Source organism: Oceanisphaera psychrotolerans (genome assembly GCF_001870485.1).
Classification (GTDB): Bacteria; Pseudomonadota; Gammaproteobacteria; order Enterobacterales; family Aeromonadaceae; genus Oceanimonas; species Oceanimonas psychrotolerans.
In genome coordinates this window covers 1-12,450 of sequence record NZ_MDKE01000042.1, presented here as the reverse complement: position 1 = coordinate 12,450, position 12,450 = coordinate 1, and the positions used below count along the sequence as shown (strand labels likewise).

The following is a 12,450-nucleotide window of genomic DNA, read 5'->3' as shown; positions in this document are numbered from 1 at the left end:
CGATGATAGTGTGGCAGCTGCCATGTGAAAGTAGGTCACTGCCAGGCACCCAATTTAGTATCCTGACTATACAGCTTTATGCGGAGCGGTAGTTCAGTTGGTTAGAATACCGGCCTGTCACGCCGGGGGTCGCGGGTTCGAGTCCCGTCCGCTCCGCCATTACATTAAAGCCCTGACCTTACGGTCAGGGCTTTTTCGTATGGGCTGCGCTGAACTTTCTGGATGAAGTCGGTTCTGTGCACCTTCGATTACTCAAAGCCCCAGCAGCAATGCTGGAGTTTTTCGTCTTGGCTGGATGTCATGTTCTGCCATTATCGTGATACCAGCTGCAAAGTATCAGTGAAATTCCGTACAATGCCCGCCTTATTACAAAGGGGACGCTATGCCGATTCAATACAATAAACTGATATTCTGGAACCTGATGGCGGTGGCCGTTCTGGCCAGCTGGTTCTGGCTGCCGAATCATGGCTTCTGGTTCGATATCGACAAGGCCGTTTTTTATTACTTCAATGACAAGATCGGCACCAGTGACAGCTGGGTTACAGTCGTTGCCCTCGCCAACAACCGGGCTTTCGACGGGGTAGCCTTGCTGGCGATGGGCCTGGTGTATTACAGCTACTACCGGGGGGCCAGCGCGGAGCAAAAGCGTCAGTTGCTGATCATCGGCCTGATGATGCTGTTGACCGCGGTGGGCCTGAATCAACTGGGCCGGGCCATTCCGGTGGAAAGACCGAGCCCGACGCTGACCTTCGAGAATGTTTTCCGTCTGACCGAGCTGGCAGGCTTCAAGACCAAGGATGCCTCCGGCGACAGCTTTCCCGGTGATCACGGCCTGATGCTGATGATCTTTACCGCCTTTGTCTGGCGTTTTCTGTCCTGGAAGGCCGGGCTCTGGGGTTGTCTGTTTGTGGTGATTTTCTCTGCCCCCAGGGTGATGGGCGGTGCCCACTGGTGGAGTGATATTTACGTGGGCGCCTTTGCGGTCGCGTCTTTTGGTATGGCCTGGCTGATGCACACCGGCGTGTTTGATGCGTTACTGGGCTGGTTGGATCGGCATTTGCCCCATTTCCGTCGGGGTTGACCCAGCCGTTACTTACTCGTTCCGCTGAAACAGGGCCGGGATCTGGCGAATAAGCCAGCTCTTGGCCTTGCCCATGGCATCACGCCGCCAGGCCAGTACGACCTCGGTCGTTTCTCTGCTGCTCCCTGCCACTTCTTTTAATTCACCTTTTTCCAGCATGTCTTCCAGCCAGGACTGCGGGATGGATGAGATACCGAGCCCGGCTTTCAGGGCGATGATCTTGTCCTGCATGGTGCTGACCGTCAGCCGTGATTGTTTGTCGAATAGCCGGTAGGTTAGCGGTGGTTTTAGGCGCGCTGTGTCTGCGACGGCGATGGCGCGATAGCGGCTGAGCACTTCTTCTGTCAGTGGTCCTGGCTCCTGGTGAATGGGATGCTCCGGGTGAGCCACGTAGATAAAGGTTTCCTGATACAGGAAACAGGTCTTGATGGCCGGGCTCAGTACCGTATTGTCGCGCAGGGGCGTAATGGCGAGATCGGCACGCCCGGTTTCCAGCGCTTCCCAGGTGCCGGCCAGCACTTCATGGGCTAGTTTGATATCGGTTTCGGTCTGTTTTGACAAGGCATCCAGTACCGGGAACAGCCGCTGGCTGGGCATAATGGCATCGATGGCCAGGGTGAGTTGTGTTTCCCAGCCCAGCTCCAGCGCCCGGGCATCCTCTACCAGCTGGCTGGCGGCATGCAGTAATTGGCGTCCCCGTTCCAGCATCAGTCTGCCGACCGGAGTAAACTGGGTCTTGTGTCCGGAGCGATCGAACAGCGCGAGATCGAGCTCATCTTCCAGCTTCTGCATGGTATAACTGAGTGCAGAAGGCACCTTGCCCAGTTCATCGGCGGCGGCGGCAAAGCTGCCCCGGCGCTCGATGGCATCGAGCACGCGCAGCGCTTCAAGGGTCAGGGATTTTTCTCTCGACATGCTATTTAGCTCTCAGGGTGTGCAACTGCGTCAACCATAACCCAGTTTATCTCCAGTGATATACCGCCGTGTTTAAAACCAGCCCAGTCCCTTGAGCAAGGCGGCGCCGAGGCTGGTGCTTAGCAGGGAACCCAGAGTCGTCACGGCGATGATATTGGCAGCCAGCACCGCATTGCCACCCATGGCCCGTACCATCACGTAGCTGGCGGCGGCGGTGGGAGAGGCGTTGATTAAAAACAGGATGGCCAGCTCGGTGTCACGAAAGCCGACCAGATAGCCACCCAGGGTAATGAAGGTGGGGATGATCAGCAACCGTAGCAGGGCAACGACGGGCAGCAGACCACTTTCTTCCTTACCGCTTTTCAGGCTCAAACTGGCTCCGGTACAGAGCAGGGCCAGAGGTAATGTCATCTGCGCCAGATACTGGCCGGTTTTCATCAGCATATCCGGCACCGCCCAGTCGCTGGCGGCAAACGGCAGCGCCGCGACAATACCGATAATCAACGGGTTTTTGACGATCCCCTTGAGCAACTTCCCCGATGTCAGATTTTCACCCTGGTTCAGGCTGCGATTCAGCGTGATGATGGCCAGAATGTTGAACAGTATGGTCAGGCAGACCACGTACATGGCGGCGGCGGCCACGCCTTGAGAGCCATAGGCATTGTTGACGTAAGCCAGACCGACGATGCCCATATTGGCCCGAAAGGCCCCCTGTACCAGAATACCGCGCACGCGTATGTCGGTGGTCATGCGAATGGCCAGCCATTCCAGTAAGACAAACACCACCAGAGTTGCCGCTACGCCATACAGGATCAGGGCCGGGCTGGCCATCTGACTAAAGTCGCTCTGGGCGATACTGGTAAACAACAGCATCGGCAGGGCGATATTGAATACCAGTTTACTGGCGCTATCGATAAAGCCTTCGTTCATCATCTGGGTTCGGCGCAAGCCAATACCGAGTAACAGCAGCAGGCAGATAGGGCCGGTAATGGAAACGGAAAACAGGACGCTGTTAATAAGCTGATTCATGACGTTTTAAACTTGGAGGCGAGGGCCAATCAGCATGCCTCGAGAGTGGGCATGGGGCAATACCCGTATTATTTTTGACAGCCTATAAATAGAAAAAGGCGCTTCAAGGGCGCCTTTTTCTATTTATGACTGATAATTGCCAGCACGCTCCGGCTGATAATCGACGGCAGTAATGGTGACCTGCAGCTTTTTGCCGTTAGGGCCTGGCCACTGCATGCTCTGTCCAATGGTCAGGCCCAGCAGCGCCGCGCCAATGGGCGCCAGCACCGAGATTTTCTCTTTGGCACCATCATATCCCGTGGGTAGCATAGCGTCTTGGTAAAGCTCTCGTTACTGTCGGCCATGGTAAAGGTGACGGTGGAATTCATGGTGACGATATTATCCGGCACCTCGGTAGGGGGCACCACATTCGCCCGATCCAGTTCGTCTTCCAGCCGTCGAACCACGTCGGATTCGGGCTGTTTCTCGAGCAGGGCTTCGAGCCGGGCCAGATCCAAGGTAGATATAGTAATAGGTGGCAACTGGGCCATAAAAACCTCCAATAAAAAAGCAGGCAACGCCAAAAGCGCTGCCTGAACCCGATAGCTAAGATATACCTCAAGCCATTGGTTTTAGCCAGAGGTGTCACCGGCTATTTATTGAAACTCCAGCTAAATGCAGAGACCGGTGAGTTTTCGGATTTGTCTTGCGTTAAATCAAAAACAGCCTGTCCCGGATGAGGCACACTGCCCGCAGTTGACTCGCTTACCTCAAAAGAAATTAAGGACAGAGCATGAAAAAACTTTCCCTGCTGGTTGCCGCAGCCTTGCTGGCCCCTTCCGCCTTCGCTCATCAGGCCGGTGATATTCTGGTGCGTGGTGGCGCCGCTACCGTTGCTCCTCATAGCAGTGGTGATGATGTGCTGGGCAGCGGAAGTCTGGAGCCAAACAGCAACACCCAGCTGGGCCTGACGCTGTCCTACATGATGACCGACAACTGGGGTGTCGAGCTGCTGGCCGCCACGCCGTTCTCTCATTCTGTCAGTACCGCCGGCTTGGGCGAAGTGGCCAAAATCAAGCACCTGCCACCGACACTGGTAGGCCAGTACTACTTCGGCAATGCCCAGAGCAAGGTGCGCCCCTACGTCGGCGCCGGCATCAACTACACCACTTTCTTTGATGAAGAAGGACGTGGAGCCCTGGAGGGTACTACAGTAAAACTGGATGATTCCTGGGGGCTGGCGGCACAGGCGGGTATCGATATGGCGGTGAATGAAAACCTGTTTGTGAATGCTTCTGCCTGGCTGATTGATATCGATACTGATGTTGATAGTGCTGTGGGCACTTTCAAAACCAATATCGACCCTGTCGTACTGATGGTGGGCCTGGGCTACCGTTTCTAACCGAATGTCAATGTGGGTTGAGAGGCGCTGAGCCTCGGCAGTGTTTGGGCAGACTGATGGGTCTGCCCTTTTTTATATGGGAAGCATTCGATCAGGCGACAGTAGTGCCTTCCTCGACCTGGGCCTTTACCTTGTCGACGATATAGCCGCCGATGGGAATGGCGGAGGTGGCCGCCGGCGAGGGGGCGTTACAGACGTTGATGGTGCGTTTGGTATTCACGAACAGGAAGTCGTCTACCAGTTTGCCGTCTTTCGATACCGCCTGGGCACGGATACCGGCGGGGTAAGGCGTGAGGTCACTCACCTGCAGGCTGGGGCAGTACTTGCGTACCAGTTCCAGATAGCCGGCCTTGTTGATGGAGTTTTTCATCTCGATCAGACCGGGTTTGAGATTTTTCATCAGCACCTTGAGGATGCCCGGGTAGGTGAACATCTCCAGGGTGTCGCGCAGGGAAATATCGCTCTTGTTGTAGCCTTCCCGCTTGAAAGCCAGTACCGCGTTGGGGCCCACGGTGACGGTACCGTCAATCATCCGGGTCAGGTGCACGCCGAGGAACGGCATGTTCGGGTCCGGGATCGGGTAGATAAGATGGTTCACTATCTGATTGTGCTCGGGCTTGAGCAGGTAGTACTCGCCGCGGAAAGGACAAATCTTGAACTCGGGCTCCAGGCCCAGCATGCGCACCACCCGGTCGGCCATCAGCCCGGAGCAGGACACCAGGTATCTGCCCTGAAATTCGCCCAGAGTGGTTTGCACTACCACCTGGCTGCTTTCTTCTTTCAGGCCGGTCACTTCGGCGTTGTAGCGGATCTCACCGCCCAGTCGCTCGAACTCCCTGCCCATGGCCGCCGTTACCTGCTTGTAGTTGACGATGCCGCTGGAGGGCACGAAGATGCCGCCCACGCCGGTGATATTGGGCTCGCGCTCTTTCAACTGCTCGGCATTCAGCCAGTAGCGTTCCAGGCCGTTGGCCTCGCTGCGGTCCCACAGCGCCTGCATTCGCTGCATTTCCAGTTCGTTGGTGGCCACCAGCAGCTTGCCGCATTCGTCGAAGGAAATGTCATGTTCGCGGCAGAACGCCTTGGTAGCGATATTGCCTTCCAGACAAAATTTGGCCTTGAGGCTGCCCGGAGTGTAGTAAACCCCGGCATGAATCACGCCGCTGTTATGGCCGGTTTGATGCTGGGCCGGGCCGGATTCCTTTTCCAGCAGCAGCATCTTGTGGTCGGGATAGGCTTTTTTAAGCTGCCAGGCGGTAGACATGCCGACGATGCCGCCACCGATAATAATGAAATCAAACACTGTGTGTTCACCTGTGTGAGAGGGGCAAAAGCCGGAGTTCTGCCCCGGCGTGATGTTATGTTTTTATTGTTCAAGGTGCCGCCGCAGACGGCACCTTGTCAAAGCCTTTAGCCCTGATTCGGATGCTTCAGGGTCTTGGCATGAGTGAAGTAGCCACGTTGACGCATCAGCTCGCGGCGCAGTCCCTCATGGGCGATAAACTTGTCCCGACCGTGCAACCAGAAGTGGTTGTTGATCAGCAGGAAAGAGCCGGTGGGGACCGGTACCGACAGTCGCTGGGCACTGGTTTCCAGCGCCTCGGAAAGGTCTGCCAGCCACACCCCTTCATCGAAGTTCTTGGGCTGCACGAACTGATCGATATAGGACATGATGGGCTGGCCGCTGCGATCGGTATCGAACACCGCGTGATAAACATCCTTGCGGGCGTTTTTGCTGGGCGGCGCGGCCCAGCGCATCACCCGGCGCGCCATGGGATCGGCGTAGAAACGCTCCAGGTGTTCCCAGTCGTCCAGGTGCAGCAGCAGCGAGTTGCCGCCTTCCATGTTCTGTTCGTCGATCTTCAGCATCAGCACGTAGTCGGTATCCTGTTCGACGAAGGTGCCGTCGTTGTGCAGTTCCATCACCCGGTGCGCCTGGCGCAGGTAGCTGTCGGAGTTGTCCTGATTCTGCACCACGAAGCGGGCGTAGTACTGGCCGCTCATGGCGTCGAAGTTGGAACGGCCGAACAGGTGAGCCACGGCGGTGGTGAACTTGACCATGTCTTCGGCCTGCTCCACCTGGTTCAGTCCTTCCGGCGTGATCAGCAGGCCGCCGGTATTGCGATCGACCAGGGTGTTGATCAGCAGGGGCTGCAGCGCCTGGCCGCAGAGATCGTTGAGCAGCTTGGCCACCCGAAAACGCAGGAACGATTTATATTCCAGCGCCTGTACCGGCCACTCGGCGGTGGCATCCAGAAAGCGCTTCACGGTTTGCTCGTCGAAGCGAAGCTCGAGCAGGCGAGGAGACTGGGCGGACGGCGCCAGGGTGAACCCCTGATGCTGGTGATTGGCGAAATCGGCGGTGGCAACGTTAGACATGGTGGCTTCCTTGTTACTTGGTATGCTGTTGGTCGAGGCGGCTTAATGTCGCTGTATATATAAAATGTCGACATTTTTGCTTAATGTCAATTTATTGTGGTTGTTTTATGATCTCCATTGCAATTTCGTTATAATCGGGCGATGGAATCATTCAGGAACAAAGCATGAGCAACCTCGATGCCCCGCGGGAAAATCTGGCACGCACGGCCTATCAGCAGCTGAAGCAAGACATCATCCGGAGCCATTTCGGCCCCGGTGAGAAGCTGTTGATGACGACCCTGAAGAGTCGCTATGGTCTGGGCGTCAGCCCCTTGCGGGAAGCCTTGTCACAGCTGGTGTCCGAGCGACTGGTCACGACCGAAAGTCAGCGCGGTTTCCGGGTCAGTCCCATGTCGGTGGCCGAGCTGGAAGATATTTACGATGCCCGTGGCCAGCTGGAAGGGCTGGTGGTGGAACTGGCCATGGCCCGGGGTGATGATCTGTGGGAGGCGGGCGTGGTGGCGGCCCATCATGCCTTGAGCAAGGTGACCCACCTGGATTCGGTCGACGATCAACTCAATCAGTGGGATCTCCGGCATCAGGCCTTTCATCAGGCGGTAGCCGCCGGCTGCCGTTCGCCTCAGTTGCTGGTGGTGCGTCAGACGCTGATGGATCAGGCGGCGCGCTATCGTTATCTGTGGCTGAAGCGCACCGTGTTCAGCGAGCAGGCATTACAGGAAAAACAGCGAGAGCATCAGGCGTTGTTTGAGGCTCTTCTTGCCCGCAACCCCGAGGCGAGCACCATGATGCGCGATCATCTGCTGAGTCCCGTGGCCATCATCACTCGGGTGCTGACCGAGCAAGGCGTACGCTGAATGCCGTAGTTGAATAACGGATCGGGCGGCCGCCCGATCTGGCTGGCCTGCATGTAAACCCCCTTTGCCTTCCCTTTCCTCCTGCTCCAGTCATATACCAAATCCAATGCGAGTCTCACTCTGCTTAATATGCTTTTACGTACCAATAAATTAGTGTTTATCACTTTTTTAGAGGCAAGCCTTGCTTCCGGGTGTTTGGACATGTAAATATACAGCCATTCGGACGTCTAAATGTCTCTTTAGCCAAAGCGCAGGGTGCCAAGGCCAGGCCGGTACCGCAGGCTGCCCATCTGGAATTGGCCGAAAAAGCCTTCCGCTTGAGAGTTTCGGTGGTGGCGGACAGCACTCAGATCTACACGTACATGTGTTATTCTGAGTTCAACGAAATCATCGAACCCATTGCTCGCCTGGATGCGGACATGATCACCATCGAACCCTCGCGCTCCGATATGGAACTGCTGGATGTGCTCCGTGACTTCGCCTATCCCAACGAAATCGGGCCCGGCGTGTATGAGGTCCACTCCCACGCGGGCACTGCGCCAGGCCGATGCCGAAGCCAAGGCATAAAGGAATTGTTTTAATTTAAGTTGTCAGGAGATAAACATGGGTTTTCACAGCGCGCGTCATGTAGAAGCGCTTAATCAGTCAATGGCCGAGCTGAATGGCGATATCAACGTCTCGTTCGAGTTTTTCCCGCCCAACAGCGAGCAGATGGAGCAGACCTTGTGGAGTTCCATCGAGCGGCTGAAAACGCTGGCCCCCAAGTTTGTCTCCGTGACCTACGGCGCCAACTCCGGTACCCGGGACAGAACGCACAAGGTGATCAAGGACATTCAGGATAAAACCGGCCTGATTGCCGCCCCGCACCTGACCTGTATCGATGCCAGCCGCGACGAACTGCGCGGCATCGCCCGGGATTACTGGAACAATGGTATCCGGCAGATTGTGGCCCTGCGCGGTGATTTGCCCAAGGGCATCGAAAAGCCGGACATGTACGCTGCCGATCTGGTGAGCCTGCTGAAGGAAGAAGCCGACTTCGATATTTCGGTGGCGGCTTACCCCGAGGTGCATCCGGAGGCAAAAAGTGCCCAGGCCGATTTGCTCAGCCTGAAGCGCAAGATCGACGCCGGTGCCAACCGGGCCATTACCCAGTTCTTCTTCGACGTGGAGTCTTACCTGCGGTTTCGTGATCGTTGTGTGACCATTGGTATTGACGTGGAAATCGTGCCGGGAATACTGCCGGTATCCAACTATCAGACCCTGATCAAGTTTGCCGGTTTCTCCAACGTGCGCATACCGAACTGGATGCACCAGCGTTATCAGGGACTGGAAGACGATCAGAACACCCGCAACCTGGTGGGCGCCAGCATCGCCATGGATCAGGTGCGGGTGCTGAGCCGTGAAGGGGTGAAGGATTTCCACTTCTACACCCTGAACCGCTCCGAGCTGACCTACGCCATCTGTCACAGCCTGGGCGTGCGACCACCGGTCGCCGTGGCACCCTGAACATTGCTTTATCGTGAAAGCCCCCGCAACGCAGGTTGCGGGGGTTTTTTGTTGATCTTTGGTGAAAGTATTGGTCCGCTCTGCATCTGAAACGTCGTGACCTTGTTAACAAAGGTGGATTTCTTTGACGCCATTTTGGTTGACTTTGTTATTGCCCCCATTTCACTATGATGCCTTTCGTCTCGTTTTCAGATGATTCTGAACACGAAGGACAGGATCCCACCTAACAAAAAGGACTTCTTATGCGTGTTAAACCGCTGGCATTTGCCCTTACCGCCGCGCTTGGCATGGCCCTCACCGCCCCCGTCTTTGCTCAGGAAACCCGTGAATTTTCCGTTTCCACCGTGTTGTCCGATGCCTTCCCTTGGGGGCAGGCGGCAGAAAAATGGGCCGAGCTGGTGAATGAACGCTCCGAGGGACGTATGACCCTCAAGGTGTATCCCAACGCCCAGCTGGTGTCCGGCGACCAGACCCGTGAATTTTCCGCCATGCGCAGCGGATTGATCGACATGGCGGTGGCCTCGACCATCAACTGGTCGCCCCAGGTGCCGGAACTGAACCTGTTCTCGCTGCCTTTCCTGATGCCTGACGAGGCGGCCATCGACGCCATCACCCAGGGCGGCACCGGTGAAAAGCTGTTCGCCGCCATCGACAAGAAAGGCGTCATGCCGCTGGCCTGGGGCGAAAACGGCTTTCGTGAGCTGTCCAACTCCAAGCACCCGATCGACGGCCCGGAAGACGTGCAGGGGCTAAAGGTACGGGTAGTGGGTTCGCCGCTGTTCCTGGATACCTTCAGTGCCCTGGGTGCCAATCCGACTCAGATGAGCTGGGCCGATGCCAAACCGGCGCTGACCACCGGTGCCATCGACGGTCAGGAAAACCCGTTGTCGGTATTCGATGTGGCGCGGGTGGATCAGGTCGGTCAGAACCACCTGACCCTGTGGCATTACATGGCCGATCCGCTGATTTTCGGTGTGAACAAGAAGGTGTGGAAGTCGTTGTCTGAAGAAGATAAGACGCTGCTGCAACAGGCGGCCATCGACGCCGGTGCCTGGGAAATCGAGAAATCCCGCAGCGAGCTGAGTGATACCCTGGCCACCATCAAGGAGCGTGGTGTTGAGGTGACCGAGCTGACTCCGGAGCAGCATCAGGCCTTCGTCGATGCCACCGCCGAGGTGTACCAGAAGTGGACACCACGCATCGGTGCCGAACTGGTTGCCGAAGCCCAGGCGGCCATCGCCGCCCGTTAAGTCTCTTATTCTCTGGCCCGGCTGCAACGTCGGGCCGCATTAGTTAAGTTGAACCTCCTTCCGAGAGTTGTACCCATGTCAAAATCTGCCCCCGATGCCCGCCCCGAGCGCTGGCTGGCGGCCCTGGCCCTGTTGGCGGTCTGTGTGATCAGCCTGGGTAATGTGGTGGTGCGTTATACCACCGATGCGTCCTTCGCCTTTACCGAAGAATTTTCCGTGTTTCTGCTGGTGGTGCTGACCTTTGCCGGCGCCGCCCTGGCCGCTCGCCGCCATGTGCATATTCGTATCGACTGGTGGAAGAGCTGCTGCCGCTTCGTCTGCGGCCGGTACTCTATGTGTTGCAGTGGGCTGCGAGCGTGCTGTTGCTGGGCCTGGTGGTCTGGTACGGCGCCTTGCTGACCTGGGAGGAATACAGTTGGGAGTCGTTGTCACCCGGCCTGGGCTATCCCACCTGGATTTATATCGTTTGGCTGCCCTTGCTGTGTCTGGCCATTATCTGGCGTCTGACCCAGAGCCTGGTGGAACGCTGCCGGACCTGCCTGCAAGCGGGAGGTGCTCATGAGTCCTGATCTGCTGATGCTGCTGGTATTCGGCGGCGCCATGCTGCTGGGTGTGCCGGTGGCCTTCGCACTGGGCCTGGGCGGAGCCGCCGGCATTCTGGTCGGCCTGTCGCCGGACATGCTGGCAACTCTGGGCACCAATACCTATAACAGCATCGCCAAGTATCCGCTGATTGCGATACCGCTGTTCATCCTGACCGGGCTTATCTTCGAGCGTGCGGGGGTGGCGGCCAGTCTGGTGCGCTTCGCCCAGGCGCTGATCGGCCCGCGTCACGGTGGCCTGGGGCTGGTGGTGGTGCTGGTGTGTCTGATCATGGGCGGCATGAGCGGTTCGGGTCCGGCGGATGCCGCCGCCGTGGCCATGGTGATGCTGCCCAGCATGACCAAAGCCGGCTATCCCAAGCCGTTTTCGGCGGCCCTGATTGCCTCGGCATCTTCTACCGCCATCCTGATCCCGCCGTCGATCGCGCTGATCCTCTACTCGATCGTGGTGCCGGGGGTGGATCTGCGGGCGCTGTTTGCCGCCGGTCTGTTCCCCGGCCTGCTGGCGGGACTGTCGCTGTTGCTGCCGGTGTGGTGGCTGGCCAAACGTAACGGCTGGGAAGATCCGAGTCAGGGCGAGCGGCCCGATCTGAAAGCAAGCTTCATCCAGGCGTTGCCGGCGCTGTTTGCTCCGGTGCTGATTTTGGGCGGTTTGCGCTCTGGTCTGTTTACGCCGACCGAAGCGGCGGTAGTGGCGGTGACCTACGGTCTGATCGTGGGGATTTTCGTTTATCGTCAGCTCAGCCTGAAGGATGTCTGGGGCTTACTGGGCGAGGCGGGCATGGTATCCGGGGTGGTGATGATCATCATTTCGCTGGCAGGGATTTTCGCCTGGGCCGGCACCACCCTCGGCACCTTTGCACATCTGGCCGAGTCATTGCTGTCGTTGTCGGATCAGGGCTGGGTGCTGATGATACTGATCATGGTGCTGGTGTTGTTGGCGGGTATGCTGCTCGACGCCATCTCCATTTATCTGATCATCACGCCGATCCTGATCCCGCTGATGCAGCATTTCGGCTGGAACCCGGTGTGGTTCGGCATCCTGCTGGCGATGAACATTGCCATCGGTCAGTTCACCCCGCCGGTGGCCATCAACCTGATGGTGACCACCCAGATTGCCGGTATCCGGCTCGAGAAAACCTTCGGCTGGGCGCTGTTCTTCATGCTTACCATGCTGTCGGCGCTGATACTGGTGATGCTGTTCCCCGGCATTGCCCTCTGGCTGCCGGAGCGGCTGGGCTTCGTGGTAGGGCCTTGGTAATTTCATAAGCCATATACCTGTAAATCAAAGCCCCCGTAACGCAGGTTACGGGGGCTTTTTATATTTCACGGTCGTGGGAGGTGGCTCTGCACAAGGGGCGAATAAACGGCCAGCCGCCCCGACACGCCGTTAACCCATATATGGACACCTCGCTTTTCGCAAGTGAGGTTTCCGTGTTTTTGGCTATCAGGA

General features: G+C 57.4%; 12 protein-coding genes, 1 tRNA gene and 2 pseudogenes. 9 read left to right on the top strand and 6 right to left on the bottom strand.

Features of this window, described 5'->3' with window-relative positions; all coding sequences use genetic code 11:
* Positions 1-82: 82 nt before the first annotated feature.
* Both BFR47_RS13430 and BFR47_RS13425 read left to right on the top strand, forming a co-directional pair.
* Positions 83-159 (top strand) — tRNA-Asp (locus tag BFR47_RS13430).
* Between the two features lie 223 nt (positions 160-382).
* Positions 383-1,081, top strand: a complete 699-nt coding sequence (locus BFR47_RS13425; RefSeq protein WP_071473543.1) for a phosphatase PAP2 family protein — start codon at positions 383-385, stop codon at positions 1,079-1,081.
* A gap of 12 nt (positions 1,082-1,093) precedes the next feature.
* On the opposite strand, the gene BFR47_RS13420 is transcribed toward BFR47_RS13425, so the two are convergent.
* From BFR47_RS13420 to BFR47_RS13410, 4 genes are all read right to left on the bottom strand, one after another.
* Positions 1,094-1,996, bottom strand: a complete 903-nt coding sequence (locus BFR47_RS13420; protein WP_071473542.1) for a LysR family transcriptional regulator — start codon at positions 1,994-1,996, stop codon at positions 1,094-1,096.
* 72 nt (positions 1,997-2,068) lie between these two features.
* Positions 2,069-3,025: an AEC family transporter gene (locus BFR47_RS13415; protein WP_071473541.1), complete on the bottom strand. Its 957-nt coding sequence runs from the start codon at positions 3,023-3,025 to the stop codon at positions 2,069-2,071.
* A 123-nt stretch (positions 3,026-3,148) separates the two neighbouring features.
* Positions 3,149-3,334 carry a GreA/GreB family elongation factor gene (locus BFR47_RS18780; protein WP_245748930.1) on the bottom strand — a complete coding sequence of 62 codons (186 nt, stop codon included), beginning with the start codon at positions 3,332-3,334 and terminating at the stop codon, positions 3,149-3,151.
* Positions 3,256-3,555 (bottom strand): GreA/GreB family elongation factor, encoded by a 300-nt coding sequence (locus BFR47_RS13410; RefSeq protein ID WP_245748929.1) that lies wholly within the window; start codon positions 3,553-3,555, stop codon positions 3,256-3,258. Before BFR47_RS13410 ends, BFR47_RS18780 begins: the two co-directional genes overlap by 79 nt.
* A gap of 242 nt (positions 3,556-3,797) precedes the next feature.
* Between BFR47_RS13410 and BFR47_RS13405 the strand changes: the two genes are divergently transcribed.
* Positions 3,798-4,406: an OmpW family outer membrane protein gene (locus BFR47_RS13405; protein WP_071473540.1), complete on the top strand. Its 609-nt coding sequence runs from the start codon at positions 3,798-3,800 to the stop codon at positions 4,404-4,406.
* A 91-nt stretch (positions 4,407-4,497) separates the two neighbouring features.
* Here BFR47_RS13405 and lhgO read toward each other — a convergent pair whose 3' ends face one another.
* A complete protein-coding gene (gene lhgO, locus BFR47_RS13400; RefSeq protein WP_071473539.1) occupies positions 4,498-5,709 on the bottom strand; it encodes an L-2-hydroxyglutarate oxidase in 1,212 nt (403 codons plus the stop codon).
* 107 nt (positions 5,710-5,816) lie between these two features.
* Complete coding sequence (gene glaH / locus BFR47_RS13395) at positions 5,817-6,785, bottom strand: glutarate dioxygenase GlaH (protein ID WP_071473538.1); 969 nt, start codon at positions 6,783-6,785, stop codon at positions 5,817-5,819.
* A 164-nt stretch (positions 6,786-6,949) separates the two neighbouring features.
* Here glaH and csiR point away from each other — a divergent pair, with 164 nt between their 5' ends.
* From csiR to BFR47_RS13365, 6 genes and pseudogenes are all read left to right on the top strand, one after another.
* Positions 6,950-7,639, top strand: a complete 690-nt coding sequence (gene csiR, locus BFR47_RS13390; protein WP_071473537.1) for a DNA-binding transcriptional regulator CsiR — start codon at positions 6,950-6,952, stop codon at positions 7,637-7,639.
* 191 nt (positions 7,640-7,830) lie between these two features.
* A pseudogene (locus BFR47_RS18775) lies at positions 7,831-8,163 on the top strand (hypothetical protein); the annotation flags it as partial.
* A gap of 79 nt (positions 8,164-8,242) precedes the next feature.
* Positions 8,243-9,145 (top strand): methylenetetrahydrofolate reductase, encoded by a 903-nt coding sequence (metF, locus tag BFR47_RS13380; RefSeq protein WP_071473535.1) that lies wholly within the window; start codon positions 8,243-8,245, stop codon positions 9,143-9,145.
* A gap of 242 nt (positions 9,146-9,387) precedes the next feature.
* On the top strand, positions 9,388-10,395 hold the full coding sequence (locus tag BFR47_RS13375; protein WP_071473534.1) for a DctP family TRAP transporter solute-binding subunit: 1,008 nt from the start codon (positions 9,388-9,390) through the stop codon (positions 10,393-10,395).
* A gap of 75 nt (positions 10,396-10,470) precedes the next feature.
* Positions 10,471-10,964 (top strand): annotated as a pseudogene (locus BFR47_RS13370) (TRAP transporter small permease).
* Entirely contained in the window at positions 10,954-12,258 is a 1,305-nt protein-coding gene (locus tag BFR47_RS13365) for a TRAP transporter large permease (RefSeq protein ID WP_071473533.1), read from the top strand. The pseudogene BFR47_RS13370 and the gene BFR47_RS13365 overlap by 11 nt, the downstream one beginning before the upstream one ends.
* Positions 12,259-12,450 lie beyond the last annotated feature (192 nt).